At 66.8% G+C, this 25,952-nt stretch carries 23 protein-coding genes and 5 pseudogenes; 15 read left to right on the top strand and 13 right to left on the bottom strand.

Features of this window, described 5'->3' with window-relative positions; all coding sequences use genetic code 11:
* Positions 1–189 precede the first annotated feature (189 nt).
* Positions 190–399: a DUF3079 domain-containing protein gene (locus IN820_RS19205; RefSeq protein WP_193682493.1), complete on the bottom strand. Its 210-nt coding sequence runs from the start codon at positions 397–399 to the stop codon at positions 190–192.
* A gap of 184 nt (positions 400–583) precedes the next feature.
* Between IN820_RS19205 and IN820_RS19200 the strand changes: the two genes are divergently transcribed.
* Entirely contained in the window at positions 584–2,530 is a 1,947-nt protein-coding gene (locus IN820_RS19200) for a DNA topoisomerase III (protein WP_193682594.1), read from the top strand.
* Between the two features lie 119 nt (positions 2,531–2,649).
* Here the strand turns inward: IN820_RS19200 and IN820_RS19195 are convergent, their stop codons facing one another.
* Genes IN820_RS19195 through IN820_RS23115 form a run of 3 tightly spaced genes read right to left on the bottom strand, consistent with a single transcriptional unit; the run spans position 2,650 to position 4,380 of the window.
* Positions 2,650–3,126 carry a GreA/GreB family elongation factor gene (locus IN820_RS19195; RefSeq protein WP_193682492.1) on the bottom strand — a complete coding sequence of 159 codons (477 nt, stop codon included), beginning with the start codon at positions 3,124–3,126 and terminating at the stop codon, positions 2,650–2,652.
* 51 nt (positions 3,127–3,177) lie between these two features.
* Complete coding sequence (locus IN820_RS19190) at positions 3,178–4,095, bottom strand: alpha/beta hydrolase family protein (protein ID WP_193682491.1); 918 nt, start codon at positions 4,093–4,095, stop codon at positions 3,178–3,180.
* 57 nt (positions 4,096–4,152) lie between these two features.
* Positions 4,153–4,380, bottom strand: a complete 228-nt coding sequence (locus IN820_RS23115) for a hypothetical protein (RefSeq protein ID WP_193682490.1) — start codon at positions 4,378–4,380, stop codon at positions 4,153–4,155.
* A 285-nt stretch (positions 4,381–4,665) separates the two neighbouring features.
* Here IN820_RS23115 and IN820_RS19180 point away from each other — a divergent pair, with 285 nt between their 5' ends.
* The 4 genes and pseudogenes from IN820_RS19180 (at position 4,666) to IN820_RS19170 (ending at position 8,967) form a co-directional block, all read left to right on the top strand.
* Positions 4,666–5,892: an MFS transporter gene (locus IN820_RS19180; RefSeq protein ID WP_193682489.1), complete on the top strand. Its 1,227-nt coding sequence runs from the start codon at positions 4,666–4,668 to the stop codon at positions 5,890–5,892.
* A 93-nt stretch (positions 5,893–5,985) separates the two neighbouring features.
* A pseudogene (locus IN820_RS23055) lies at positions 5,986–6,810 on the top strand (cache domain-containing protein); the annotation flags it as partial.
* A 363-nt stretch (positions 6,811–7,173) separates the two neighbouring features.
* A pseudogene (locus tag IN820_RS23050) lies at positions 7,174–7,668 on the top strand (methyl-accepting chemotaxis protein); the annotation flags it as partial.
* Positions 7,669–8,019: 351 nt separating this feature from the next.
* Positions 8,020–8,967 (top strand): alpha/beta hydrolase, encoded by a 948-nt coding sequence (locus tag IN820_RS19170; protein ID WP_193682487.1) that lies wholly within the window; start codon positions 8,020–8,022, stop codon positions 8,965–8,967.
* 320 nt (positions 8,968–9,287) lie between these two features.
* Here the strand turns inward: IN820_RS19170 and IN820_RS19165 are convergent, their stop codons facing one another.
* The 3 genes and pseudogenes from IN820_RS19165 to IN820_RS23040 form a co-directional block, all read right to left on the bottom strand.
* A complete protein-coding gene (locus tag IN820_RS19165; RefSeq protein WP_193682486.1) occupies positions 9,288–10,301 on the bottom strand; it encodes an alpha/beta fold hydrolase in 1,014 nt (337 codons plus the stop codon).
* Between the two features lie 378 nt (positions 10,302–10,679).
* A pseudogene (locus IN820_RS23045) lies at positions 10,680–11,483 on the bottom strand (methyl-accepting chemotaxis protein); the annotation flags it as partial.
* 51 nt (positions 11,484–11,534) lie between these two features.
* Positions 11,535–12,296: pseudogene (locus tag IN820_RS23040) on the bottom strand (MCP four helix bundle domain-containing protein); the annotation flags it as partial.
* A gap of 418 nt (positions 12,297–12,714) precedes the next feature.
* Here IN820_RS23040 and IN820_RS19155 point away from each other — a divergent pair.
* Positions 12,715–13,419 (top strand): glutathione S-transferase N-terminal domain-containing protein, encoded by a 705-nt coding sequence (locus tag IN820_RS19155; RefSeq protein WP_193682484.1) that lies wholly within the window; start codon positions 12,715–12,717, stop codon positions 13,417–13,419.
* 108 nt (positions 13,420–13,527) lie between these two features.
* The gene (locus IN820_RS19150) at positions 13,528–13,878 is read left to right on the top strand and encodes a DUF6746 family protein (protein WP_193682483.1); all 351 of its coding nucleotides are present in this window, start codon (positions 13,528–13,530) and stop codon (positions 13,876–13,878) included.
* Positions 13,879–13,922: 44 nt separating this feature from the next.
* Here the strand turns inward: IN820_RS19150 and IN820_RS19145 are convergent, their stop codons facing one another.
* A complete protein-coding gene (locus tag IN820_RS19145) occupies positions 13,923–14,348 on the bottom strand; it encodes a 3-isopropylmalate dehydratase (RefSeq protein WP_193682482.1) in 426 nt (141 codons plus the stop codon).
* 233 nt (positions 14,349–14,581) lie between these two features.
* On the opposite strand from IN820_RS19145, the gene IN820_RS19140 reads away from it, so the two are divergent.
* Complete coding sequence (locus tag IN820_RS19140; RefSeq protein ID WP_193682481.1) at positions 14,582–15,430, top strand: AraC family transcriptional regulator; 849 nt, start codon at positions 14,582–14,584, stop codon at positions 15,428–15,430.
* Here the strand turns inward: IN820_RS19140 and IN820_RS19135 are convergent.
* Positions 15,416–16,003, bottom strand: a complete 588-nt coding sequence (locus IN820_RS19135) for a LysE family translocator (RefSeq protein WP_193682480.1) — start codon at positions 16,001–16,003, stop codon at positions 15,416–15,418. The genes IN820_RS19140 and IN820_RS19135 overlap by 15 nt on opposite strands.
* Positions 16,004–16,178: 175 nt before the next feature.
* On the opposite strand from IN820_RS19135, the gene IN820_RS19130 reads away from it, so the two are divergent.
* Together IN820_RS19130 and IN820_RS19125 are read left to right on the top strand one after the other, a co-directional pair.
* Positions 16,179–16,577, top strand: coding sequence for a hypothetical protein (locus IN820_RS19130; protein ID WP_193682479.1), 399 nt, complete (start codon positions 16,179–16,181; stop codon positions 16,575–16,577).
* A 236-nt stretch (positions 16,578–16,813) separates the two neighbouring features.
* Positions 16,814–18,079, top strand: a complete 1,266-nt coding sequence (locus IN820_RS19125; protein ID WP_193682478.1) for a DUF445 domain-containing protein — start codon at positions 16,814–16,816, stop codon at positions 18,077–18,079.
* A 13-nt stretch (positions 18,080–18,092) separates the two neighbouring features.
* On the opposite strand, the gene IN820_RS19120 is transcribed toward IN820_RS19125, so the two are convergent.
* On the bottom strand, positions 18,093–18,530 hold the full coding sequence (locus IN820_RS19120; RefSeq protein WP_193682477.1) for an HIT family protein: 438 nt from the start codon (positions 18,528–18,530) through the stop codon (positions 18,093–18,095).
* A 390-nt stretch (positions 18,531–18,920) separates the two neighbouring features.
* Positions 18,921–19,358 (bottom strand): DUF6306 domain-containing protein, encoded by a 438-nt coding sequence (locus IN820_RS19115; RefSeq protein ID WP_193682476.1) that lies wholly within the window; start codon positions 19,356–19,358, stop codon positions 18,921–18,923.
* A 174-nt stretch (positions 19,359–19,532) separates the two neighbouring features.
* Between IN820_RS19115 and IN820_RS19110 the strand changes: the two are divergent.
* Positions 19,533–19,735 (top strand): annotated as a pseudogene (locus tag IN820_RS19110) (cytochrome C oxidase Cbb3); the annotation flags it as partial.
* A 213-nt stretch (positions 19,736–19,948) separates the two neighbouring features.
* Positions 19,949–21,193, top strand: a complete 1,245-nt coding sequence (locus IN820_RS19105; protein ID WP_193682593.1) for a M20/M25/M40 family metallo-hydrolase — start codon at positions 19,949–19,951, stop codon at positions 21,191–21,193.
* 61 nt (positions 21,194–21,254) lie between these two features.
* Here IN820_RS19105 and IN820_RS19100 read toward each other — a convergent pair whose 3' ends face one another.
* Positions 21,255–22,622 (bottom strand): GntP family permease, encoded by a 1,368-nt coding sequence (locus IN820_RS19100; RefSeq protein WP_193682475.1) that lies wholly within the window; start codon positions 22,620–22,622, stop codon positions 21,255–21,257.
* 207 nt (positions 22,623–22,829) lie between these two features.
* On the opposite strand from IN820_RS19100, the gene IN820_RS19095 reads away from it, so the two are divergent.
* Both IN820_RS19095 and IN820_RS19090 read left to right on the top strand, forming a co-directional pair.
* Positions 22,830–23,384: a COG3904 family protein gene (locus IN820_RS19095; RefSeq protein WP_193682474.1), complete on the top strand. Its 555-nt coding sequence runs from the start codon at positions 22,830–22,832 to the stop codon at positions 23,382–23,384.
* A 302-nt stretch (positions 23,385–23,686) separates the two neighbouring features.
* Positions 23,687–24,109 (top strand): VOC family protein, encoded by a 423-nt coding sequence (locus tag IN820_RS19090; RefSeq protein WP_193682473.1) that lies wholly within the window; start codon positions 23,687–23,689, stop codon positions 24,107–24,109.
* Positions 24,110–24,119: 10 nt separating this feature from the next.
* Here IN820_RS19090 and IN820_RS19085 read toward each other — a convergent pair whose 3' ends face one another.
* Positions 24,120–24,863 (bottom strand): Mut7-C RNAse domain-containing protein, encoded by a 744-nt coding sequence (locus tag IN820_RS19085; RefSeq protein WP_193682592.1) that lies wholly within the window; start codon positions 24,861–24,863, stop codon positions 24,120–24,122.
* A 114-nt stretch (positions 24,864–24,977) separates the two neighbouring features.
* Between IN820_RS19085 and IN820_RS19080 the strand changes: the two genes are divergently transcribed.
* Entirely contained in the window at positions 24,978–25,952 is a 975-nt protein-coding gene (locus IN820_RS19080) for a ribonuclease Z (protein ID WP_193682472.1), read from the top strand.

Below are 25,952 nucleotides of genomic sequence, written 5' to 3'. Positions count from 1 at the left end.
GGATAATCCGCGTTCATACCCGGCAGACGCGCGGGCAAGGCTTCGCCGCGCCCGCGGTCGTGAGCATGGCTCGCTCCTACAGGAGCGCACCTTGCCCTTGCAGGAGCCGGCCTGCCGGCGATCCGTGGCCGCACGGAGCAATCGCCAGCGCCCCCTACGAAAAGCCGTGCAGCGCCGTGGATGGCACCATCAGAATGGCTCGCCCCGCGACTTGGCGATCAGTTCCGGCTCGATTTCCCCGGAGCCGTCCAGGTACCAGTCCTCGCCGAACATCTCCACCGGGTGCATGGTCCGGCCGGCGCCGTTGCCGCAAGCCAGCGAAGTCGCCGGGCAGTAACGGTCGCAGCCCCAGCAGACGCGTTCGGGATGCGTGGGATTGAGCGGAAACTTCTTGGCCATCTCGGTGCCCCGGCGCCTGTTTGCGGTAGCGACAGCCTAGGCAATGTGGCCCCTCACGGACTTGATCACGCTCAAGATTCTTCAGGCCGGGCGATTTATCTGTATGGATATACAGATAATGATTGCCTGAACGCACGTTTGTGCACATGCTTCATGCCATCGCGACGATCGAATGACGGCAAGCATGCGGCTCTTCCTCTGTGAAAAACCTTCCCAGGCCAAGGACATCGCCAAGGTCCTCGGCGCCAACCGGCGTGGCGATGGCTGCTTGCAGGGTCCGGACGCGACGGTGACCTGGTGCATCGGCCATCTGCTGGAAACCGCCCCGCCGGATGCCTACGACGTGCGCTACAAGCGCTGGGTGCTGGCCGACCTGCCCATCGTGCCCGAGCGCTGGAAGATGCTGGTCAAACCGAAGACCGCCAGCCAGTTCAAGGCGGTCAAGCGCCTGCTCGGCGAGGCCAGTGAGCTGGTGATCGCCACCGACGCCGACCGCGAAGGTGAAATGATCGCCCGCGAGCTGGTGGAGCATTGCCGCTACCGCGGGCCGATCCGCCGGCTGTGGCTATCGGCGCTGGACGACGCCTCGATCCGCAAGGCGCTGGCCGCGCTCAAGCCGGGCGCCGAGACCTTCAACCTCTACCATGCCGCGCTCGGCCGCTCGCGGGCCGACTGGCTGATCGGCATGAACATGAGCCGGCTGTTCACCCTGCTCGGCCGCCAGTCCGGCTACCAGGGCGTGTTGCCGGTGGGGCGCGTACAGACGCCCACCCTGCGCCTGGTGGTGGACCGCGACCGCAGCATCGCCGACTTCGTCCCGGTGCCCTACTGGGCCATCGACGCCACGCTGCTCGGCGATGGCGTGCCCTTCATCGCTCAGTGGCGCGCAGCGGACGCGCATTGCGACGACCAGGGCCGTTGCCTGGACCGCGAGCTGGCGCAGCAGGCGGCGGATGCCATGCGCGCGGCCGCCAGCGCGCGGCTGACGAAGCTGAAGACCGAACGCCTGCGCGAGGCCCCGCCGTTGCCGTTCGACCTGGGTACGCTGCAGGAGGTGTGCTCGAAGAAGCTCGGCCTCGGTGCCCAGGAAACCCTCGACATCGCCCAGGCGCTCTACGAGACGCACAAGCTGATCACCTACCCACGCAGCGATTGCGGCTACCTGCCGCTGAGCCAGCACGGCGAGGCGCCGGCAATCGTCGCCGCCCTGGCGCAGGCCGATCCGGCACTGGCGCCCCTGCTCGAACACCTCGATACCCGGCGCAAATCCCGCGCCTGGAACGATGCCAGGGTCGGCGCCCACCACGGCATCATCCCGACCGTCGCAGCCAAGGGCCTCGACCGCCTGGCGGGCAAGCCGCGTGCGGTCTACACGCTGATCCGCGCGCGTTACCTGGCGCAGTTCCTGCCCAACCACGAATACGACCGCACCCAGGCCGACTTCGATTGTGCCGGCCAGGCGTTGCGTGCGGTGGGCAAGCGGATCGTCGAACCGGGCTGGAAACGGGCGCTGCCCGAGGCCCTGGCCGCATCCCGCGGCGCTCGCGAAGCGCCCGCGCCGCAGAGCCTGCCGGCGCTGTGCGAGGGGCAGGACTGCGCGGTCCACGACCTGACCATGAAGGACCTCTGGACCCAGCCGCCCAAGCCTTTCACCGAAGGCGACCTGATCAAGGCGATGAAGAACGTCGCCAAGCTGGTGGACGATCCGCGCCTCAAGCAGAAGCTCAAGGACACCACCGGCATCGGCACCGAAGCGACCCGCGCCGGCATCATCCAGGGCCTGCTCGATCGCGGCTACCTGATCAAGCAGGGCAAGGCGCTGGCGGCCACCCCGGCCGCCTTCAGTCTGATTGACGCCGTGCCCAAGCCGATCGCCGACCCCGGCACCACGGCGATCTGGGAACAGGCGCTGGACATGGTGCAGAGCGGCGAGATGCCGCTGGAGGAGTTCGTCGCCAAGCAATCGGCCTGGATGAGCAAGCTGGTCGAACGCTGCGCCGGCCTGCGCCTGACCATCAGCGGCCCGGCAATTCCAGCCGGGCGTGGCGGCAAGCCGTGGAAGAAAAAACGCAGCGGCGCACCGCGCAAGGCGACCGGCCCGCGCACCAGGACGTCACGCGCGGCGGATTGATCGCTGCGTCGAATTCATGCCTGACGCCAGGGCCGTTGGGCTTCGCTGCGCTCAACCCAACGTGCAACGGCTGGTAGGTTCGGTCGGGCGGCGTTCCGCTGAGGCGCCCCACCCAACATTCATTCCACGCCGAGCACCACGAAACACTGCAACCGGCCGTTCACCCGGATTTCCATTTCGTCGCCCGCCTCGCGTCCCAGCAGCCCCAAGCCGAGGGGCGCGCGTGGCGAGATGACGAGGGTCTCGCGGTGCTCATGCTGCACCTTGAGCCCGGCCGCATCGGGGCCGAGAAAGAACCAGCGCTCGCTGTCGTCGTGTTCCAGGCAGAGCAGCGCGCCAACGCGGATACGCCCATCCTGGCATGCGCCAGGCTGCAGGTTGCGGTAGGCGGCGAGCGCCGTCTCGATCTCATGCAGGCGCCGGCGCTGGCCGTCGGCCAGGTAGGCGGCCTCCAGTGCGCGGGTGTCGTACTTGTTCTCGGCCTTGCTCTCGGCATGGGTAGCGGCCTCGTGCGAGGCGGCCAGCGCGGCCTGGGCGATCTGCCGGTCGGCTTCGAGGGTGGCGATGATCTGGCGGTGGATGGCGGTCTTGTTCATGGCCAGGCTTATAGCTCGACGACGCGACGAAGGGAATGGCCGCGCCCGGTGTCATCGCACCGCCGTTCCCATCGGCATGCCCGGCCCGGCGATTTCGGCCGGCGTCCAGGGGCTGCGGCCTTCGCCGATCCAGTCCAGGGTCGAGCGCCAGAATCCCTGGCGATGGCGGTCATGGAACAGATCGAAGTGGCCGACGCGCTCGAAGCCCAGTTCCGCCGGGCTGAGCTGCACCCGCTGGCGCGGACTGTTGCGGTAATAGCCGAGCCCGCGACGCATGGCCGCCGGCGTGGCGAATTCATCGTCGCTGGTGCTCACCGCGAGGATCGGCGCCCGGACCGCGGCGAAGCGCCTGAGCAATTCGTCGCGCTCGTCCACCGGATAGCTGTGCTCCAGCCGTTCGCGACGCCCGGCCCACTCCAGCGCGACGCCGGCCGGCAGGTCTTCCAGCCAACCGAGCCGGCGTCCGGGAAAGTAGCCGCACAAACGCGTTACGGCGGGCATGAACAGGTGCCACTTGCCGAGCATGCGCAACCGCTGCTCGGCGGCATAGTCGCGCCAGTAGGCATACTGGCCGGCGACGTTGAGATAGCGATCGACCAACGGCGCCGCCTCGGCGAAACCCGGCATGAAGCCGCCAACGCTGTGCCCCACCGCCACCAGCAGGCCCTGTGGGTCGCGCTGGCGCATCCAGCGCACGGCGGCGTCGAAATCGTAGTCGCCCCAGTCGCGCCAACGCATCTTCAGCTCGCGCAGCCGCGCCGGGCGCGAGCCGCCGATGCCCCGGTAGTCGTAGATCAGCGTGGCATAGCCATGCTCGGCGAGGAAGGCGGCGTAACGGGCGTAATAGCGCGACAGCACGCCGGTGGCGCTGCTGATGATGACGGCGCCGCGTTCCTGTCCAGTCGGGCGCCAGAGCTGGGCGGCCAATGGGTAACCATCGCGGCAATGCAGGACGAGCTGTTCGGGCATGGGCGGCAGGCCTTCGAATCATTGTCCTGCCACCTTGCCCGCCGGAGATGATTTTTACTAGAACACTCGTGCAGCGAGTTGCCGGTACAGCCCGATATATCCCTTGCGCCGGCACGCCTGGCGGCGAAACGGTCGGCCATGAAGCGGAGCCGTCATCATGCCCGGGGGTATCGAAGCCAGCTGGGCGGCGATATCGACGAACACTCCGATGATGGCCAAGATCTGCCCGGAGCGCTCGCCCAGTTCGGCGACGGTGCGCGCCGATGCTTTCGATGCCACGGTCATCTGCCCGACGCGGTCACCAGCTTGCGCGCCGAATCGGCCACGTGGTCGGACTGTGGGGTGGCGAGGTCGCCGCCGACCGGTTTCTCGCTGCCGTCACGCAGGCTGCAGATGCGGGTCAATCACCGACAGGCGGGCGCCCAGCGAGAGGTAGCCGATCACCGCCAGCAACGCCGCGATGCTCCAGTTAGGCATCCGTCGACCGCCGTCGATGCGCCGGCCCCTTTTATCCGAGCGCCAAGCTGTGAATAATGCCGCCCCCTTTTACCAATCGATCCGAGGTAGAGCATGAGCGCACCGGCCAGTGCAGCGACACCACCGCTTGGCGCACGCGCCGTGCTGCTGATCGAACTGGCCCTGGCCATGGGCGGCTTCGCCATCGGCACCGGCGAGTTCGCGATCATGGGCCTGATGCCGGACGTGGCGCAGGGTCTGGGCATCAGCGAGCCGCAGGTCGGGCATGTGATCAGTACCTATGCCCTCGGCGTGGTGGTCGGCGCACCGCTGCTGGCGATCCTCGGTTCGCGGCTGTTTCGCCGACAGCTGTTGCTGCTGCTGATGGGCTTCTTCGCCGTCGGCAATTTCGCCAGCGCGCTGGCGCCGGACTACCACGCGCTGATGGCCTTCCGCTTCGTCACCGGCCTGCCCCACGGCGCCTATTTCGGCGTGGCGATGCTGGTGGCCGCCTCGATGGTGGCGCCGGACAAACGCGCCCAGGCGGTCGCCCGCGTACTGATGGGGCTGACCCTGGCGATCCTGATCGGCAACCCGCTCGCCACCTGGCTCGGCCAGTGGCTGAGCTGGCGCTACGCGTTCGTTCTGGTCGGCGCCATCGCCCTGCTGACGGTGCTGCTGGTGGCGCTGTTCCTGCCGCGCAACCGGCACGAGCCGCGCAACAGCCCGCTACACGAGGTACGCGCCTTCAACCGGCCGCAGGTATGGCTGGCGCTGGCGATCAGCTCGATCGGCTTTGCCGGGATGTTCTGCGTATTCAGCTATATGGCGCCGACGCTGCTGGAGGTCACCCGCGTCAATGCCGGCTGGATTCCCTTCGCCCTCGCCGCCTTCGGCCTGGGCGGCATCGTCGGCAACATGGTCGGTGGCTGGCTGTTCGACAGGCTGCGCTTCCAGGCCGTCGCCTGGCTCTTGCTGTGGAGCACGCTGGTGCTGCTGGTCTTCCCGTTGGCAGCGCATTCGGCCTGGACGATCTTTCCCGCGGTGTTCGCGGTGGGCACCATGGTGTCGCTGTCGCCGGCGCTGCAGACGCACCTGATGGACGTCGCCGCTGGCGCCCAGACCCTCGCCGCCGCCTCCAACCACGCCGCCTTCAACATCGCCAACGCGCTCGGTCCCTGGCTCGGCGGCCTGGCGATCAACGCCGGTTTCGGCTGGACCTCCACCGGCTACATCGGCGCGGCGACCGCCGTGGGTGGCCTGCTGGTGTTCGCCTGGGCGTGGAAGCTGCGTGAAACGAAAGAGTGCACGGTCGGCGATGGTGTCAGCTGCTGTGACTGAGCGCACAAAACCCAACTGAATACGACTAAAGCATTAAGGTTTATCGCCATTCGGCCGCTCTAGGAGGACTTGTTTCGACTAACGGCCCTTGCGATGTCCATCTCTCTGAAGAAGAAAGTGATCCTGCTGGCGCTGATGCCGGTGCTGCTGCTCGCCCTGGTGCTCTGCGGCGGCACGGCGAAGATCCTCTCCGATCGCGCCGAATCGGAGATCGCCTATACCCGCGAACAGCTGCTGGAGCAGAGCCGCAAGGAGCTGCGGCACTACGTCGAGGTGGCGCTGACCGCCATCGACGATCTCTACCAGAACGCCGCCGACGGCGACCTGAGCGCACGCGCCGAGGCCATCGAGCGGCTGTCGCGCATCCGCTTTGGCAGTGACGGCTACTTCTACGGCCATGATTCGGAAATCATCCGGCTGTTTCGCGGCACCAACCCCGATGGCGTCGGTACCAGCATGAAGGAGCGCCGCGACCAGCAGGGCCGACCGATCAATGCCGACCTGGTGCGCGCCGCCAAGGACGGCACCCACTACCTGCAATACTACTCGTCGATGCCGGGCAACGACGCCGTGCTGATCCCCAAGCTGTCCTACAACCACTACCTGCCCAAATGGGACCTGGCCATCGGCACCTCGATCAATATCGACAACATCGATGCCGAGGTCGCCAAGATCGAGGCGCAGATCCAGGCCCGCATCCAGGCTATCGTCACCAGCACCCTGGTACTGGCGGCGATCATGCTCGCCGTGCTCGGGGTTGCCGGCCTGGCGCTGAGCAACTCGATCCTGCGCCCGCTGCAACGCATGAAGGACAACCTCGACGATATCGCCGCCGGCGAAGGCGACCTCACCCACCGCCTGGCAATCACCAGCCGCGATGAGATCGGCGAGCTGGCCAACTCGTTCAACCGCTTCGTCGAGAAGATCCACGGCATGGTGCGGCAGATGGTGGAAGTCACCACCCAGTTGACCGGCCTGGTCAGCGAGGTGGCGGCGCAGGCGCAGCGCTCGGAAACCGCCATGGCCCAGCAGCGCCACGAGACCGACCAGGTGGCCACCGCCATCCATGAGATGTCCGCCGCCGCCCAGGAAGTCGCCCAAAGCGCGCAGAACGCCGCGGATGCCGCGCGCCAAACTGACAAGGAAGGCCAGCAAGCCAAGCAGGTGGTGGAGCTGAGCATTCAGCGCATCCACGCACTGGTGGCCGACCTCCGCACCAGCGGCACCTCCATGGACAGCCTGCGCCAGGACGTCGACGCCATCGTCGGCGTGCTCGACGTGATCCGTTCGATTGCCGAGCAGACCAACCTGCTGGCGCTCAACGCGGCCATCGAAGCGGCCCGCGCTGGCGAAGCCGGGCGCGGTTTCGCGGTGGTCGCCGACGAAGTCCGTGCGCTGGCCAGCCGTACCCAGCAGAGCACCCAGGAAATCCAGGGCATGATAGACCGCCTGCAACAGGGCACGGCCACTGCCGTCGGCGCCATGGCCCGCTCCAGCGAAGCCGGCGAAAGCAGCAGCGAACAAGCCAACCTCGCCGGCGTCTCGCTGGATGCGATCGCCCAGTTGATCGGCACCATCAACGCGATGAACGCACAGATCGCCAGCGCCGCCGAAGAGCAGACCAGCGTCTCCGAGGAAATCAGCCGCAGCGTGCACTTGATCGCCGTCTCCGTCGACCAGGTCGCCGACCAGACCCAGCAGGGCGCACGGACCGCGCGCGACCTGGAGCAACTGGGGCAGCGCCTGGACGGGCTGGCCAGGCAGTTCCGCATCTGACCGCCCTCCTGTCGCCAGCGCCCCGGCGACCGTAGGCGCTGGCGCGCAATATGCAGTAACCAGCCGCTCGGCGGCCGGTCTTGCGAACAATCATGCTGGCAGGTCTTATTCAGGTGCATAAGCAAGCACCGCGTCCAGTTCCGTGCACGGTCCCGACGTGAGGCGCGCAGCACACGCGCCTGAGCCGGACGGTGCGCGGCCCGCACCTTGAAATGGGCGATTATCGGTGCCAGACATCGCCTCGGCATAGGCTGGGCGGCGACGCTACGCGTCTCGGCAGATCGCCTCCCGACGCCGGCCGGTATTCAGCCCTGCGACACCAACGTTTTCCGCTTGCGAGGTCACGACAGCATGCAGCGTTTCCCCCTGTTTTGCAGCCGAGCACGCCGGCTGTGCCTGCTGCTCGTCGCCGCATTGCTGGCCGGCTTGCCGGTCGGTTGCGCCGTGCTCGAGCAGAAGGAGCGCGAGCTGGTATTCCGCATCGAGCCCGGTACCGCGACCTGGTTCAGCGGCCTGCCGAGCGGTATCGAGGAGCTGCAGCTCACCGCGCCGGCCTTCGGCGAAGAACAGAACATCCATGCCTGGTGGTGGCCCGCCGCCCGCGCCGATGCCCCGGCGCTGCTCTATCTGCACGGGGTGCGCTGGAACCTCACCGGCCACCTGTTCCGCCTCGAGCAACTGCGCGCGCTGGGCTTTTCGGTATTGGCCATCGACTACCGCGGTTTCGGCCAGAGCCTCGGCGACCTGCCGTCGGAGCGCAGCGTCTACGAGGATGCGCGCATCGCCTGGGAACGGCTGAAGGCCCTGCAGCCCGATGCCGACAAGCGCTTCATCTACGGCCACTCCCTCGGCGGCGCGGTGGCGGTCGACCTGGCCGCCGAACTCGGACGCAACGCCGAACGCGACGACACACCGGCCGAAGCCCGCGCGCTGATCATCGAATCCACCTTCACCTCGCTTGCCGATGTCGCCGCGGTAGTGGCCGACACCACGCTGCCGGTGCGCTGGCTGCTGTCGCAGAAGTTCGACTCGCTGGAGAAGATCGACCGGATCGGCATGCCGCTGCTGGTGGTGCATGGCACCGACGACCGCTACGTGCCGGTACGCTTCAGCGAGCAACTGTTCGATGCGGCGCGGCAGCCCAAGCAGTTGCTATTGGTCGAGGGCGCCAGCCACAACAACAGCCTGCGCATCGCCCGCCAGGCCTATGGCAGCGCGCTGCAGGCGCTGCTCGAATCCAGCGGACAGCAACTGGGCGCGGAGCAGCCGCCCATCGCCGACATCTCGAAACGTGGCTAGTGGACTGTCTTGGAATTCGCTTTATCCATGCGTTGCCGCGACGCGGGAGAAGCGCAAGCGCCTTTCGAGCGTAGGAGCCTGGGGGACGCCTGGCCCTTGCTGGCGATCCCGGCCACCATTGCCGATGATCGCCAGCAAGCTGGCTCCTACAACATAACGCCCAGTGAGTTAACACACTAACTAGAACGTTGGGTTGAGCGCAGCGAAGCCCAACGGGACGTAAGCCCATCACACAACCTCGGCTTCGGAGCCACTGGGCATAGCCGCTTCGCAGCTCAACCCAACGGTTCGTCACCGGATGTTGGGTGGGTGGGCCGCCGCTAGCGCTGCGTCGCCAGCCCATCGAGCAAAGCCCGGTGAAATTCCTCGGGCGCCTCGATTTGCGGCGAATGCCCCAGCCGCTCGAAGGCCACCAGGCTCGCCTCGGGAATCATCGAGGCGGCCTGTCGCCCCAGTTCCGGATAATTGCCCAACCGCTGCGCGACGTCCTCCGGCGCACGATTGGCGCCGGGCGCGGTGCGGTCCAGGTCGCCGATCAGCAGCAGCGTCGGCATGCCGATACGCGGGAATTCATGGATCACCGGCTGGGTGAAGACCATCTCCGAGGTCTGCGCCTGGTTCCAGGCGACTCGCTGCTTGCCCTCCCCGGCGTACATGCCGGCGAGCATGCCGACCCAGCGGTCGTACTCCGGCTTCCACCTGCCGTTGTAATAGAACTTCTGCTGGTAGGCCTTGATGCTCTCGAAATCGGTCTTGAGTTCCGACTGGTAGAGCTGGTCGATCGACGCATAGGGCACGCCTTCGGCCTGCCAGTCTTCCAGGCCGATGGGGTTGACCAGTACCAGTTGCTCGACCAGCTGCGGATAGTTCAGCGCCAGCCGCGCGGCGAGCATGCCGCCCATGGAGTGGCCGATCAGCGTCACCCGCTCGATTTCCTTCTCCTGCAGCAGCGCCTGGGTGTTATGCGCCAGCTGGGCGAAGCTGAACTGGTAGCCTTCAGGCTTGGTCGAGCCGCAGAAACCGACCTGGTCGGGTGCGATCACCCGATAGCCGGCCTCGCTGAGCACCTCGATGGTGCGCTCCCAGGTCGCCGCACAGAAGTTCTTGCCATGCAGCAACACCACCGTGCGGCCGTTGGCCTCGCCCTTCGGCGCGACGTCCATGAAGGCCATGTCCAGGGCCTTGCCCTGGGAGGAAAAGCGGTAATGCTGCAGCGGATGCGGATAACTGAAGCCTTCCAGCTGCGGGCCGTAGGCCGTCCGGGTTTCGGCCTGCGCTGGCAGGGTCAGGGCAAGGCCGGCGGCGAACGCCAGGATGGGCAGGGCTGTTTTCACGCAGCGACTCCTTCGTCGGTTCGGGAAGAAAGGACGGATCCGAACATAGGAAGGCAATCGCGCGCCGAGGTTCGCCGCGGACGCGCATTATTCCGCTTGCTAACGAGAGTTCCGGGCGGGTTGCCCTATAGGCCCACCCTCGCGGTGATCGCAGCAAGTAGGGCGGGTTGTAACCCGCCGAGCGGACCAGTCCCCAGCGCCATGATCCGCGGGTTGCACCCGCCCTACGTACTGGGCGGTCCTCGCCGAGGAAGGACAAGCACATCGCCCCGGCCGGCCAGCCATAAGAGCGGCAGCCACGCACCGGACCGGGTGGCAGGCCCGCCGGCGCTGAAGGCGGCGCCCAGCGGGCAGCCCTCGCCAGGCGCATAGGCCCTGTCACAGGCGAAAGCGGCCGACCAGTCGATTCAGCTGCGTCGCCAGGCGCGCCAGCTCGTCGCTGGCCACCGAGGTCTGCTGCGCGCCGGTGGCGCTCTGCTCGGAGATATCGCGGATCGCCACCAGGTTGCGGTCCACTTCGCGCGCGACCTGGGCCTGTTCCTCCGCGGCGCTGGCGATGACCAGGTTCATCTCGTTGATCTGCCCGACCCGTTCGGCGATCAGGCCCAGCGCCTGGTCCGCCTCACTGGCCATGGTCTGGCTGCGCGTGGCGAATTCGCTGCTCTGCTGCATCTCGCGCACCGACTGCTCGGTGGAGTTCTGGATCGCGCCGATCATCCGCTCGATTTCCCGGGTCGAGCTCTGGGTGCGCTGCGCCAGGTTGCGCACCTCGTCGGCGACCACCGCGAAGCCGCGTCCGGCCTCACCGGCGCGTGCCGCCTCGATGGCTGCGTTGAGCGCGAGCAGGTTGGTCTGCTCGGCGATCGAACGGATCACGTCGACCACCTGGCCGATGCTCGCCGCCTCCTCGGCCAGGCGGGTCACGGTGGCGGCGGTCTCGCCCAGCCGGCCACTGAGCTGGTCGATGGTCTCGCGGGTGACCGCCACTTGCCGGCGCCCGGCCTCGGCGACCTTCTCGGCCTCGCGCGAGGCTTCGGAGGTACGGTTGGCGTTGCCGGCCACCTCGTCCACCGCGGCGGACATTTCGGTGACCGCGGTGGCGGCCATCTGCACTTCCTCGTTCTGCTGGTGGATGCCCTGGGCGGTGTGCTCGGTGACCGCGTGCAGTTCCTCGGCGGCGGACGCCAGCTGGGTGGCCGAGCCCTGGATGTCTGTCAGGGTGTCGCGCAGGGTACCCTGCATCCGCCGGATCGACTGCTGCACTTCGGTGATCTCGTCACGCCCGTGGCATTCGAGGGTACGGCTGAGGTCGCCCGCAGCCACCCAGGCGGCGGCCTGCTTCAGCTCGTTCAGCGGGCGACTGATGCTGCGCACCAGCACCGCCGCGAACAGGCCGCCACCGATCAGCAACGCCAGCAGCAATCCAATGCCGAGCGCGCGGTTCTGCTGGTAGAGCGCCAGCGCCTTGTCGTATTCGGCCTTGGCTTCGGCCAGCTGCAGTTCGATCAGCCCACCGAAACCGGCCGACAGCGGATCGATCAATGGGTAGAGGTCGTTGATGACGAAGGCGGCCAGGCGCTTCTCGCTGTGACGATCCAGCGTGCGCTCCAGGCCGTCGAGCGGATCGTCGGCGGCGCTCATCAGCGTCTCGATGTTCGCAGCCGCCTGGCGCTCGGCATCGGCCATGCTGGTTGCCAGGTAGTTGGCCCAGATATGGCGGATCCCGGCCCGCGCCTCGCGCACTTCGTCTCGCGCCTGGCTGTAGCTGAGCATGCCGCTGCGCGCCTTGTGGGTGGCATCGACGATCTTCACCGCGTACAGATCGGAGATCAGCTTGAGGTCGCGCAGCGGCACCACCCGGTCCAGATAGACGGTGTCGAGGCCGGCGATGCTGCGCTGCTGGGCGTACAGACCGGTCACGCCGATGACCCCGCAGGCCACCAGCATCGCAGCGACCAGAAGCAGGAGCCGGGCTCGAATAGTCAGTTGCTGCATCATTGGTTCTTTTTCCGTATGGGTTGCCGGATTCCACGGTCGGCAGTTGGCGATCAAAGGCGTATCGTTTCGGGAGGCTTCGTGCCAGGCCTGGAACGGCCAGCGTGATCCATCACTCAATCCCGTTGCGGGTCGTTGCATTCAGCCGCTCGAGGTGAGCGGAGGGGGCGCCTTGTTGTTGAATCCCCGGAAATAGAGCGCTTGCGCAGCCGTACCGGCGCAGTGTCGGCAAGCATTTTTACTATCGGCTGGGCGTCGCGACTCTTGAGCGATCGAGCGGCAAAAAGTGGCGCGACGGATGAGCCGAAAGATTCCGGGGCTGGACAGGACGCACGAACGAACGCAGTTTTCGCCAGGAAACCGCACACCTCGACACGACTCCAATCCACGACCTTCAGCAGCATTCCAGGGAGTTCCGATGCCAGACCTTTCCGCCTTCCCCATTACCCGCAAATGGCCCGCCCACGACCCCGAGCGCCTGCAGCTCTATTCCCTGCCGACGCCCAACGGCGTCAAGGTCTCGATCATGCTCGAGGAAATCGGCCTGTCCTACGAAGCGCACCGGGTGGACTTCGAGCGCAACGACCAGCTTTCGCCCGAATTCCTCTCGCTCAGCCCCAACAACAAGATCCCGGCGATCATCGACCCCACCGGCCCGGACGGCCGTCCGCTGCCGCTGTTCGAGTCCGGCGCGATCCTACTCTACCTGGCGGAGAAGACCGGCCAGCTCTTGCCGCGGGACCCGGCCCAGCGCTATCAGACGATCCAGTGGCTGATGTTCCAGATGGGCGGCATCGGCCCGATGTTCGGCCAGCTCGGCTTCTTCCACAAATTCGCCGGCAAGGATTATGAAGACAAGCGCCCGCGTGACCGCTACGCCAACGAAGCCAAACGGCTGCTCGGCGTGCTCGAACAGCGCCTGGAACACCGCCAGTGGATCATGGGTGACGCCTACAGCATCGCCGATATCGCCGTCTTCCCCTGGGTGCGCAACCTGGTCGGCTTCTACGAGGCGGGCGAACTGGTGGGCTTCGAGCACTTCACCAACGTGAACCGCGTGCTGGAAGAATTCCTCGCCCGTCCGGCGGTGATCCGCGGCCTGGAAATTCCCAAGGCAGCGTAGAACGGACTCTGCGACCAATGCCGCAGCGCAGACTGTGCGCTACGGCAACAGTGCCTGGATCGGTAGGTGATACCTTCGCGTCCCACATTTTCCAGCAAGGGACCTGTCGTGAACCTGCGCATCCAGACCGCCGCCCTGGCGCTGACCGTCAGCATCGCCACCGTCGCCTTCGCCGAGGCCGGGCCGCCCAGCACCTTGGCCGAGGCGGTCGGCCGCTTCTCCGAGTACAACCAGCGGCTCGACCAGGCCCTTGCCCAGGAACTGACGCCCGAACGGATGAGGGAAATCCACGCGCTCACCTATACCCTCCAGGCCGCGCTGGAAAGGATCAACGAGGAGTTGGACGGGCTGACCGACACCCTGGAGGAAATCCATTTCGCCTCGGAAGCCGGGAACGCCGACGAGCTGAAAGCCTACGGCAGCGATTACCTGAAAACCGCACGAACGGTTATCGAGTAGGCTTCGGCATACCTCGTCCCGCCATCCGACGCCCTCGCCGCTGCTCAGGGCTCGATCGGCAGGATGTCGAAGCCGATCTGGTTGTCGCTGATGATGCGAAACTCCACAGCCTGCCCCGCCGCCACCTGCGCCAGCTTCTCGCGGCGCAGGCTGAGCTTGCCGCATAGCGTGTCGTCCAGCGGGTCGGTTTCGATGCTGACGATCCGCGCCCCGGCCGGCACCTGGAAGCGAACCACCTCGCCGACGTGAATCCGCGCGGCCAGCTCGCGGTCGATCAGCACGGCGATATAGCAACCGCCGCCGCGCAGGCCGAAATCCCGTGTCACCACCACCTCGCCGGCATTTTCCAGCGGCTGCTGGTAGGCCAGCAGCCGCTCCTCCGGCACCGGCGTGATGTCCTCCGGGTCGGGCTGCCAGGACGAACAGGCGGTCAGCGACAGCAGCGAGGCCAGGGCCAGGATCGAACGCATAGAAACTCCATGTCGATCGCCGCGAAAGCGCGCGGCGTTGCCCTGACAGGTTTTAGCAGACCGCGAGCGGCCACGCACGATGTACGCCGGCCTGTCGTGAACGGACGGCACCGCCGAAGCCGCCGCCGATCGAGCCGGATCGCCTCGCCGCTCCGTCCACACGGTCGTTGCCCATCACGTGCGCAGGCTTGCTAGAGTGCGCGAACCTCCACCGACGATGGCCGAGAAAGGACGTGAACACCACCGGACATGACAGTACCCAGCCGCGCTTCTGGCGCGATACCGCCCTGCCCTTCATCGAGGCCCGCGCGGTCGCCGACGGGCGCAAGGTCTGCTATGCGCCGCATTGCCACGAGACCTTCTCGATCGGCGCGATCACCGCGGGTTGCAGCACCTACTTCAACGGCGATGCGCGCGAGCGGCTCGACCGTGGCGCGGTGGTGATCGTCAATCCGCAGGCCGTACATGCCTGCAACCCCATCGACGGGCAGCCCTGGTCCTACCTGATGTTCTACGTGGATGCCGGCTGGCTCGGCGCGCTGCAGAACGAGCTGGGTGCCGGCGTCGATGGCGCATTCACGCCATACTCGCCGATCCTCAGCCGCGACCCGGCGCTGTTCGCCGGCCTGACGCAGCTCTACGCCACGCTGCTCGACCCGCAGACGCAAACCCTGCACAAGCAGAGCGTTGCCATCGAGTTCTTCTCCCGCTTGCAGCAGACCCTGGCCCCAGCCCCGACGACTCCGGCCGTCGCCCCGCTACGCCGGCTGCAGCGTGCCGCCGATTACATCGCCGACAACTGCACCGGCGACCCCAGACTGGAAGACATCTGCCAGGCCGCGGGGCTGTCGCCGTCCTATCTGATCCGCGCGTTCAAGCAGCACTACGGCATGACGCCGCACGCCTACCTGCTCAACCGCCGCATCCAGCGCAGCCAGCACTGGCTCAGGCAGGGCCGCGAGCTGGCCGAGGTGGCGCTGGCCGCGGGCTTCGCCGACCAGGCGCACTTCCAGCGCACCTTCAAGCGCCAGCTGGCAGCGACGCCCGGGCAGTACCGTACCCCCGGTTCACCCCGCCAGTAGGTACAGGGCGCTGCCAGCCAGCAGCAGTGCCATCGTCCGATTCAGCCAGCGCACCCGCGCGGCCTGCTGCAAATGACGGCTCAGGCAAGTCCCCGCCCAGGCCCAGCAGGCGATCGAGGCGTAGCAGACCAGGAAGTACAGGCCGGCGAACAGCCAGACCCGCAGCACATCGCCATCCGCAGCGAACAACCCCATCCCCGCCACGGACGCCAGCCAGGCCTTGGGATTGAGCCACTGCATCAGCGCGCCGTCGAGCAACGACGGGCCGCCGCCCGCCCGTGCCGGCTCGAGCCGGCCATCGTCCACTGCCAGGCGCCAGGCCATGTACAGCAGGAAGCCGACACCGCCCCACTGGATGCCGCGCATCAGCATGGGCGCGCGTTCCAGCAACGCGTAGAGTCCCAGGCCGATCAGCAGCAGCAAGACGGTGAAACCGACCGTCGCCCCCGAGATATGCCGGACGCTGGCACGAAAGCCGAAGCGCGCCCCGCAATTCAGCGCCACCAGGTTGACCGGCCCGGGCGTGATCGACGACGCCAGGGCGAAGGCGGCCATGGAAAGATAAGGGTCCATAAGCTCTGCTTCCAATCGATAGACCGGCAGCAGGCTACGGCGCGCGACGCGGGCGTTATTGAAGGAAATTGCCCCGTCGGCGCCTCCTGGCAGTGGCGGCTCGCCGATAGCCGTTTGCACAGGCTCGCCGCCTACACCACACTGCCGTTTCCACCCAACCGCAGTCGGAGATTCCATGCAGCTACTCACCCCACAATCCCGCGCGGCCATTCTCGAAAACCCGGACGCCCTGGAATGCACCCTGTACCGCCCCGACGAATACGACGCGGAAGCGGAAGAGCAGGACCTCGGAGATGCACGCATCCTCATCACCGGCCCCTTCCAGCCGCCGCTGGAATGGGATGCCAAGGACCGTGACGACTACTTCGACGGCACCTCGCCCGAAGCCTTCGTCACGGCCCGCATCGCCTGTCAGGCGGCACCGGATTCCGGCGTCTACTTCACTGCCGTACCGGGCGACTACGCCGCCGTCACGGAAGGCCCGGGCAAGGTCTCGATGTTCTATGTCTGGGACTGCCTGAACGACGCCGAAGGCCAGTACGTACTGATCCGCGAGGAAGACGACGAGCTCTGATCCACCGTCTGCGATCACATTCACCGGGCGACCCGGTGGATGTGAAAGCGACATCCACCCTACGGCTTCATGATCAGCCGTAGGGTGGGCTTCAGCCCCACCAACGGGTCGCAACGCCAACGGTGGCTGAAGCCCACCCTACAGCGCTTTAATGCACGCGCCGACCTGATGGCCTTGCTTCGCTGTCTATCCCCGTAGAACACTCCATTCGCCCTCCATCGACGACGAGGACCTGCATGCGATCCTTGATCAGCGCCTGGCAATCGCCGGTTTCGCGAATGAAGCTGGTCGCCGGCCTCCTGCTGCTGCTCGCCGCCCTGCTCTACACCCTGGCCACCGTGATGGAAGACAGGCATTCGGCCTGGGGTTATGTCGCTTCGTTCGCTGAAGCCGCCATGGTCGGCGCCATCGCCGACTGGTTCGCCGTCACCGCGCTGTTCCGCCACCCATTCGGCCTGCCGATCCCGCATACCGCGATCATCCCGCGCAGCAAGGCGCGCATCGGCCGCAACCTGTCGACCTTCATCACCACGCATTTTCTCGCCACCCCGCTGGTACTGGCCAAGCTGCAGGAACTCGACCTCGCCGGACGCCTGGCGGGCTGGCTGCGCCATCCGACCAACGCCGAAGCCGTCGGCCGCCAGCTCACCGGCGTGGCGCATTTCGGCATCGCCGCGCTGCACGACGAGCGCGTACGGGGATTCGTGCAGAAAAAGGCCATCGACCGCCTGCGCAAGTTCGACCTTGCGCCACCGCTGGCCCAGGCGCTGCAGGTGCTGACCGGCCAGGGCCGTCATCAGGCGATGCTCGACGAATTGCTGGTGCGCCTCGACTCGATCATGCAGGACGAGGAAACCCGCGCACTGGTCGCCGACGCCATCACCGCGGAACTCCGCACCCTGCGCTACCTGGGCCTGAGCAAGCCGGTGGGCGGCTGGTCGGCCAACAAGTTCGTCGACGGCCTCTCGGCGCTGATCGCCGAAGTCGCCGCCGATCCCCAGCACCTCATCCGCCAACGCTTCGACGAACACGTCGGCGAATACATCGAACGCCTCGGGCACGACCCGAAGTACGCCCTGGAGGTCGAGCGCATCCTCGCCCAGTTGCTGGAACATCCGGCCACCGGCGCCTACTTCCAGAGCCTCTGGCAGGAACTCATCGGCTGGCTGGAACAGGACCTGGCCAGCGACGACTCGCGCATTGGCCGGCGTATCGTCACGCTCTGCCGCGGCCTCGGCGACGCGCTGGCCGCCGACAGCGCCATGCGCGGCTGGATCAACGAACAGCTGATGAACGCCGCCCCGACGCTGCTGGAGCGCTACCGCGGGCAGATCGGCCACTACATCGCCGAACGGGTGGAGAACTGGGAAAGCCGCGAACTGGTGACGCAACTGGAGCAGAGCGTCGGCAAGGACCTGCAGTACATCCGCATCAACGGCACGCTGGTCGGCGGTCTGGTCGGCCTCGTCCTGCATGCCCTGACGCAGCTGGCCGGCGGCTGAGGCCGGCCGCCGTTCAATCCCCGAGGCGCTGCACCAGCCGTGCCTGCAGCTTCTCCAGCTCGGCCGGCGCGGCCTTGTGCGCCGCATGGATGTCCAGCCCCTCGCCGGCATAACGCGGGACGATGTGCATGTGGATGTGGAACACCGTCTGCCCCGCCGGCGCGCCGTTGAACTGTGCGATCTGCACGCCGTCCGGCTGCAATTCGTCGACGATCACGCGGGCGAGGCGCTGCACCACGGCCATCACCTTGCACAGCGCCTCGGTGTCCACGTCGAGAATGTTGCAGGCGGCCGAACGCTTGGGGATCACCAGCGTATGGCCGAAGGATTGCGGGAACAGATCGAGGAAGGCGAGCACGTCGTCGTCCTCGTAGAGCCGGTAGCAAGGCGCGTCGCCGCGAATGATCTGGGCGAAGATGTTCTGTGGATCGTAGGGCGTGGTCAGGGACACCGGGCATCTCCATGGTAGGCGGGAAAGCGGAACCATAGCTGGAGGTTGGCCGGGGAGCCAAGACGGAGGGAAGAGAAATGATCGAGACCGCGCGGTTGCGCCTGCGTCAGTGGCGCGAAAGCGACCGCGGCCCATTTGCCGCATGCGCCGCGTGCGTCTGGGCATGCGCGAGACGGACACCACCTTCGCTCCAGATGAGATCGGCCTGTTAAGCGCGTTCGCCCGCTTGCGGGCTCCTACATGGATGTGTGCCGTTGCATGCTTTGGTGAACAGCGCATGCCCTGCCAGGTGCGGCCAGCTTTCGCGGTTGTGGCCCTGCCGCAATCACCTGTAGGAGCCCGCTTGCGGGCGATCATGTCCCGCTGGGAACCCGCTGATCGCGACGGCGGCTAACGCAGCTCTTGCGCCTTGGCGGCATAGTCTTCGCTGTTGATCTCATGGGTCTCGAGCACGGCTTCGAGCTGCTGGCGAATCTGCGGATGGGTAACCTGCTCGAGCAGCGCCTCGAGTTTGCGAATCACCCATTTCTGGCCACGATCGACCAGCGCCAGGCGCTCGCCCAGGTCGGCGAGCGCCATGCATTTCTCATAGAAGGCGCCGCGCTCGCGCCCGGGCTCGGCGCCGAGCAGCACCAGGCAGTCGCGCAGCCGCCGGCAGCTGTCGGCTTCGCCACGATGCACCTGCGCCAGCACGCTGCGCTGCAGTTCTCCCCTGGCCTCCCTGAGGCTGGCATTGGCGACCTGCGCCCCGGCCCGCTCCGCGCTCAGCAGCTCATCGAGCGCTTCGATCAGCCGCTCACGCTCGATCCCCAACGATTCCGCAGTCATGTTCTTCTCCTTGTTTCAGCAGCCCGCTCTCCACCCAGTCGGCCAGTTGTTCAGGGGCCGATGGTGTCCGCTTCGCCCGCAACGGATGGGCAGGTCCCCATGCTAGCCGCACGCCAGCGAAGGCCGACAATGAAAGATACTGCCGCGACAGTGCAATGTTTTTGCATTGTCGCCGGATCGGACGTATTCATCGCCGCCCAACTGGTCTGGCCGGCATTCGATTTCGACCTGCCCAGGACCAGCTTCTGACGCATCCGGCCGACCCACACCAACCGGGTGATCTTCGCCTTCGGCGGCAACGCGCTGTTCGCCGCCTTCTATGTCGTGCAGCGCACCAGCCGGGGCGGCTGATTTTCGACGGCCTGGCCCGTTTCGTGTTGCCATTGCCAAGCAGGCGGTTGCCGAAGGGCTGCAAGGCGACGAGCAGGTCCGCAACGGCGGGATCGAAACCGGCTGGCGGAGCCGGACAACTGCTCGTTTTCGAGCACCGGTCCGCCCGCGCTGGCTGCATTCCCCACGCATCCACTTCGGAACGTTGCGCACCGCAGGGGTATCTCACCCTCACCATCCACGTGATCCGAGGCCCCGTCATGCACGCTCGACGCTCACCCATCGCCGCGACAATCGCCCTGTGCCTGTTCGCCTGCTCCGCTCTCGCCGCCGACCTCGAGCCCGGCGAACTGCTCAGGCAGGCCGAAGCCGAACGCCAGCCCTATCTGGAAACGCTGAAGGAACTGGTCGCCATCGATACCGGCACCGGGCAGGAAAAAGGACTGGCCACGGTCAGCCAGATGCTGGTCAAGCGTCTCGAAGCGCTGGGTGCCGAGGTCGGCACCCGCCCGGCAACGCCGTCTGCCGGCGACAATATCGTCGGCACCCTGAAAGGCTCGGGTACCACGAATTTCCTGCTGATGGTGCATTACGACACCGTGTTCGCCGAAGGCACCGCGGCCGAGCGCCCCTTGCGCATGGACGAACAGCGCGCCTATGGCCCCGGCGTGGCCGATGCGAAAGGTGGCGTGGCGATGATCCTGCATGCGCTCGAGCTGCTGCGGAATCAGCAGTTCGATGACTACGGCACGATCACCGTGCTGTTCAACCCGGACGAGGAAATGGGTTCGGCCGGCTCGAAGAAGATCATCGCCGAACTGGCCCGCAAGCATGACTACGTCTTCTCCTACGAACCGCCTGATCGCGATGCGGTGACCACCGCCACCAACGGCATCAACGCGCTGATGCTGGAGGTGAAGGGCAAGTCGTCCCATGCCGGTTCCGCGCCGGAGGACGGCCGCAACGCGATCACGGAGCTGGCGCACCAACTGGTGCGACTCAAGGACCTCGGCGATCCGGACAAGGGCACCACGGTGAACTGGACCATGATCGCAGGCGGCGAGAAGCGCAACATCATTCCGAGCAGGGCGAGCGCCGAGGCGGACATGCGCTATTCCGACCTCAGCGAGACCGAGCGGGTACTCGCCGATGGCCAGCGCATCATCGAAGAAAAACTGATCGGGGATACGGCCGTCGAACTGCGCATCGACAAAGGCCGGCCGCCGCTGGCGAAGAACCCGGGCTCGGAGCGCCTGGCCGAAACCGCGCAGCAGCTCTATGGCGAGATCGACAAGCGCATCGAACCGATCGCCATGCGCTTCGGCACCGACGCCGGTTATGCCTACCTGCCCGGCAGCGACAAGCCGGCGGTGCTGGAAACCATGGGCGTGGTCGGCGCCGGGCTGCATTCGGACGAGGAATACATCGAGCTGTCGAGCATCGCGCCACGGCTCTACCTCAGCGTGGCGATGATCAGGACATTGTCCGCAGGCACATCCCGCTGACAGGGCCATACACGCGCTGCGCCAGGCCTCGTTGGCCCGGCGCGGCGTTGAACCGAACGCCTCAGAGCAGCACCAGCCCCAGCAGCCAGACCACGGCCATGCCCGTCACACCCTGGATCAGGGTCGCCATGGTCTGCGCGCGGTAGGCGGTGGAGACCTTCATCCGGCTGAACTGCGAGACCACCCAGAAGAAGCTGTCGTTGGCGTGGGAAACCGTCATGCCGCCCGCGCCGATGGCCATGACCGTCAGCACCCGGCCCATCTCGCTGTCCAGCCCCAGGCTACCGAGCAGCGGCGCAACCATCGCCGAGGTGGTCACCAGGGCGACGGTGGTGGACCCCTGCGCGGTCTTCAGCGCGGCGGACACCAGGAACGGCATGAACAGGCCGATCCCCAGCGCCGACAGGCTCTGCCCCAGATAATCGCCCAGCGGGGTGATCTTGAGCATGGCGCCGAAGGCGCCGCCGGCACCGGTGATGAGCAGGATGGGCGCCGCGGAGACGATGCCCGCCGCGACCTGGTCATGGAACTGCTGGCGCTTGTTCTCGCCCTTGAGCAGCGTGCAGGCGAATCCCAGCCCGATCAGCAGGGCGGCGACCGGCTGGCCGATGAAGCTCAGCACCGAGAACAGCACGCCTTCCCCTAGCGGTCTGCCGGGCAGCGCGGCGACCGAACCGACGCAGATCAGCACGATCGGCACGAAGATCGGCGCGAAGGCCTGCCAGGCGCTGGGCAGGGTGCCATAGCGGGCCCGCAGGCTGTCGAAATCCACCTCTTCGGCGAGCAGCTCGCTGGGGGCTTCGTCCAGCAGCTCGCGATCGTCGCACTTGAGGAAACGATTGGCCCACAGCAGCCCGGCCAGCGCCGCCACCGCCGACACCACCAGGCCGACGGCAATCACCAGCCCCAGCGAACCCTGCAGCCCCAGGTTGCCGGCCGCGGCGATGGGTCCCGGGGTGGGCGGGACGAAGGTATGGGTGGCGTACAGGCCGGTGGCCAACGCCACGCTCATGGCCACCACCGAGACCTTCATCCGCGCCGCCAGGGCGTTCTTCAGCGAGTTCAGGATCACGTAGCCGGAATCGCAGAACACCGGGATCGAGACCAGGTAACCGATGATCGACAGCGTCAGCGTCGGGAAGCGCTCGCCCAGCAGCCGGATCACGCTTTCGGCCATGGTGATCGCCGCGCCCGAGCGCTCGAGAATCACCCCGATGATGGTGCCCAGGGCAATGACGATGCCGATGTAGCCGAGGATGCCGCCGAAGCCGGTGGTGACCGTCGTGAGGATTTCCGCGATCGGTACCCGGTAGGCGAAGCCGGCGAGGATGGCTGCCGCCAGTAGCGCGAGGAAGGGATGCAGCTTCCAGCGCACCGTGGAAAACACGATGAATGCGATCAGCACCAGCAGGATGAGGACCAACCCCATGATTGACTCCTTGTGATTGTTCGGAACGCCAGGACGAGCACCGGCCGCAGCACGGCTCGCCCCCACGGCGTTGAGCATAGTGCAGCTTTCCCCCGGCGCCTGCTGCCTGGCCTCCCCTTGCAGCGCCAGCGTCGGGACGATGGCAGTAGGCGAAATGCCGCGCTGCGGTTATCTTCGCCAGCTCTTTCCCACAGGACCGACCGCTCGATGCTCCGTTTCGTCATTTGCTGTGCCCTGGCGTTCCATGCCTGCCTTTCGCAGGCGGATGTGACGGTCCTGGAGATGCAGCACGACACCCATGGCCAGGTGCTGGTGGCCCGCGTGACCGAGCAGATCGCACCGGGCGATTACGAAGCGCTGCTCGCGGGCATTACCGCCCACCCCGGCCGACATGCCCGCAAACTGCTGATTCTCGACAACATCGGCGGTAGCGCGCCGGAGGCCATGCGCATGGGCTACCTGCTGCGCGAGACCGGCTTCGAGGCGCTGGTGCCGCAGTCGGCCGTATGCCAGGGCAGTTGCATCTATCTGCTGGCGGCCGGCCGCCAGCGATCCATTCGCGGCCATGTCGGCCTGCACCGCCCCTACCTGGCCAATGGCGACTCGGCCCTGGCCAGGGGCCAGCGGCCACGGCGAACGCCGGAAGCCTATTTCCGCGACATGGGCGTGCACCCCAGCCTGGCGAAGGACATGCAGCGGATCGAACCCTGGCGGATGCAGGTCCTGACGCCCCGGGAGCTGACGCGCTACCGCCTGCAGTAGCGTAGGGTGGAAAATGGCGAAGCCTTTTCCACGCGTCTCTTCCAGGCTGCTCGCGGCTCCTCCAGGCCGCCTCGCAAGCTCTTCCAGGCTACCTCGCGTGCTGTTCCAGGCCACCTCGTTCCCATGGAAAACGGGCAACAGCCGCGCCCACTTTCAGCGGAAAAAATCCCTCCCTGTCGATTCACCATCCGTCCGTTCGACCAATGATCGGCACCCGCGGAAATTCCTTGCGCCGCGTCTAGGCTGATTCCCTGCGAGCATGCGAGCGGATCACCCGACAACCTCCAACTACGGAGACTTCCATGAAAATTTCCACCTACCTCACCTTCGACGGCCAAGCCCGCGAGGCCTTCACCTTCTATCAGCAGGCACTGGGCGGCACGCTGGAAATGATGACCTTCGCCCAGGCCCCGGACGCCGAGCAATTCCCCGCCGAGCACCGCGAGCGGATCATGCACGTCAGCCTGAAGCTGGGCGACGACCTGCTGATGGCCTCCGACACCCTGCCCGGCGACACCTGTGGCGGCGGCCCCTACGAAGGCATCAAGGGCTGCTCGATCACGCTCAGCCCGGACAGCGTGGCCGAGGGCGAGCGGCTGTTCGCGGCGCTGGCCGAGGGCGGCCAGGTGGTGATGGCGCTGGAAAGGACCTTCTGGGCCGAACGCTTCGGCATGCTCACCGACCGCTTCGGCGTGTCCTGGATGGTCAACTGCGAGCGGACGTGACAGGGGGCTTTCAGCGCATTCGGCCCAGCGAATCCAGCAATGCGCTCATGTCGCGCCAGTGCGAGCCTTCCCAGTAGACCTGCTGGCAGCAGTCGCAGATCAGAAAGCGCTGATGCAGCTCGCGCACCCGCGGCGGCAGCCGGTCGAGCACCGTCTGCTTGTCCACCTCCCGCAGCGGTGCGTTGCAGCTCATGCACAGGCTGAACGGCCGCGCCTCGGCGGCCAGCTCCAGCCGTTCATAGAGTTCGCGCAGCTGCATCGCCGGCTTGAGTGCATGCACGAAGCAGCCATGGGTGACGTTGCGCTGCTTGAGCAGCTCGCGATCCCGCGTGAGCAGGATGCGCCCCTCGCGGAGCGCCAGTTCGGCCATCGGCCCGTCTTCGAAGGCATTGTCGTAGAGCGTATCGAAGCCGGCCATGCGCAATAGCCGCGCCAGCCCGCCGAGGTGGGCATCGGCGACGAAGCGCGGCGTACCGGGCGGCCGATCCGCCAGGCGGCGCATGCCGCCGATGTCCAGCGACGCGAATGTGGGATACACGGCGATCCGGTCGCCGTCGGCGATCAGCCGCTCGAAGCCGGCCGGCTCGCCATTGACCAGCAGCAATTCGACCTCGGTATGCGGCACACCCAGTGCTTCGATCATGTGCTTGGTGGTCGCCGCCCGGGCGCAGCTGCAGGTGATATCCCGCCCACGATGGTCGGCAGGCAGAAAGGCGTTGAGCTGCTGGTAGAAACGGAAGGTCGCGGTGGTCATAACCATGACTATGGCAGCCATGCGGCCGGTCTGCCGCTCGATCCGACACGAGCGCCCCTCGCAGCCCGCGCCGCACGGCATACTGATGCGACACGAATCATCTGGAGCGCAGGCGTGGATCTGCTATTTCTCGGCACCTCTTCCGGTACGCCCACCAAGGCCCGCAACGTCACCGGCCTGGCCCTGCTGGAAGACACCGGCAAGGGCTGGTACCTGATCGACTGCGGCGAGGGCACCCAGCACCGCCTGCTGCGCACGCCGCTGTCGCTGCACGACCTGCGCGCGATCTTCATCAGCCACGTGCATGGCGACCACTGCTACGGCCTGCCCGGCCTGCTCGCCAGCGCCGGCATGATGGGCCGCAAGGCACCGCTGGCAATCATCGCCCCGGACGGCATCGAACAATGGGTCCGCGCGACGCTGAGCATGAGCCAGAGCTGGCTGGGGTACGAGCTGGACTTCCATGCCACCGAGTCCCTGGGCGAGTGGCGCAACCCTCAGGTCCGCGTCGAGGCCAGCGCCCTCTCCCATCGTGTGCCCTGCTATGGCTACAGCTTCACCGAGGCCCGTCCCGACCCGCGCCTGGACATCGACAGGCTCGACCGCGACGGTGTTCCCCGCGGCCCGCTGTGGGGCCAGTTGGCACGCGGCTTCGATGTGCAGCACCAAGGCCGCACGCTGCGCAGCGACGACTACCTGACCTTCACCCGCACGTCCCGGCGCATCGTCATCGGCGGCGACAACGACCGCCCCGAACTGCTCGCCGAAGCTTGCCGCGGCGCCCAGGTACTGGTTCACGAAGCCACCTACACCCAGGCCATCGCCGACGACGCGCGCAACGATTTCGGCCACAGCACCGCCGCCCAGGTGGCCGCGTTCGCGCACTCGGCAGGGGTGCCGAACCTGGTGCTGACCCATTTCAGCGCCCGCTATCAGCCGACGCCGAACCGCGGACTGTCCATCGAAGACATCCGCGCGGAGGCGGCGGCACGTTTTCACGGACAGCTGTATCTGGCTCATGACTTCCTGCGCCTGCGCCTGAGCAAGAGCGGCGAGCTGCAGCTGGTCGAGACGCCCCGCCAACGATGA

The sequence above is a fragment of the Pseudomonas lopnurensis genome (genome assembly GCF_015070855.1).
GTDB classification, from domain to species: domain Bacteria; phylum Pseudomonadota; class Gammaproteobacteria; order Pseudomonadales; family Pseudomonadaceae; genus Stutzerimonas; species Stutzerimonas lopnurensis.
This window is presented reverse-complemented; position numbering and strand designations above follow the sequence as displayed.

Excerpts from the sequence above, each read along its gene's own strand:
- IN820_RS23115 (WP_193682490.1), bottom strand. The coding sequence starts at position 4,380 with ATGACCGTGGCATCGAAAGCATCGGCGCGCACCGTCGCCGAACTGGGC.
- IN820_RS19105 (WP_193682593.1), top strand. The coding sequence starts at position 19,949 with ATGCACGCTCGACGCTCACCCATCGCCGCGACAATCGCCCTGTGCCTG.
- IN820_RS19085 (WP_193682592.1), bottom strand. The coding sequence starts at position 24,863 with ATGACCACCGCGACCTTCCGTTTCTACCAGCAGCTCAACGCCTTTCTG.
- IN820_RS19095 (WP_193682474.1), top strand. The coding sequence starts at position 22,830 with ATGCTCCGTTTCGTCATTTGCTGTGCCCTGGCGTTCCATGCCTGCCTT.
- IN820_RS19100 (WP_193682475.1), bottom strand. The coding sequence starts at position 22,622 with ATGGGGTTGGTCCTCATCCTGCTGGTGCTGATCGCATTCATCGTGTTT.
- IN820_RS19190 (WP_193682491.1), bottom strand. The coding sequence starts at position 4,095 with ATGCCCGAACAGCTCGTCCTGCATTGCCGCGATGGTTACCCATTGGCC.
- IN820_RS19125 (WP_193682478.1), top strand. The coding sequence starts at position 16,814 with ATGCGATCCTTGATCAGCGCCTGGCAATCGCCGGTTTCGCGAATGAAG.
- IN820_RS19090 (WP_193682473.1), top strand. The coding sequence starts at position 23,687 with ATGAAAATTTCCACCTACCTCACCTTCGACGGCCAAGCCCGCGAGGCC.
- IN820_RS19145 (WP_193682482.1), bottom strand. The coding sequence starts at position 14,348 with ATGCGTTCGATCCTGGCCCTGGCCTCGCTGCTGTCGCTGACCGCCTGT.
- IN820_RS19130 (WP_193682479.1), top strand. The coding sequence starts at position 16,179 with ATGCAGCTACTCACCCCACAATCCCGCGCGGCCATTCTCGAAAACCCG.
- IN820_RS19195 (WP_193682492.1), bottom strand. The coding sequence starts at position 3,126 with ATGAACAAGACCGCCATCCACCGCCAGATCATCGCCACCCTCGAAGCC.
- IN820_RS19200 (WP_193682594.1), top strand. The coding sequence starts at position 584 with ATGCGGCTCTTCCTCTGTGAAAAACCTTCCCAGGCCAAGGACATCGCC.
- IN820_RS19115 (WP_193682476.1), bottom strand. The coding sequence starts at position 19,358 with ATGACTGCGGAATCGTTGGGGATCGAGCGTGAGCGGCTGATCGAAGCG.
- IN820_RS19170 (WP_193682487.1), top strand. The coding sequence starts at position 8,020 with ATGCAGCGTTTCCCCCTGTTTTGCAGCCGAGCACGCCGGCTGTGCCTG.
- IN820_RS19205 (WP_193682493.1), bottom strand. The coding sequence starts at position 399 with ATGGCCAAGAAGTTTCCGCTCAATCCCACGCATCCCGAACGCGTCTGC.
- IN820_RS19135 (WP_193682480.1), bottom strand. The coding sequence starts at position 16,003 with ATGGACCCTTATCTTTCCATGGCCGCCTTCGCCCTGGCGTCGTCGATC.
- IN820_RS19180 (WP_193682489.1), top strand. The coding sequence starts at position 4,666 with ATGAGCGCACCGGCCAGTGCAGCGACACCACCGCTTGGCGCACGCGCC.
- IN820_RS19155 (WP_193682484.1), top strand. The coding sequence starts at position 12,715 with ATGCCAGACCTTTCCGCCTTCCCCATTACCCGCAAATGGCCCGCCCAC.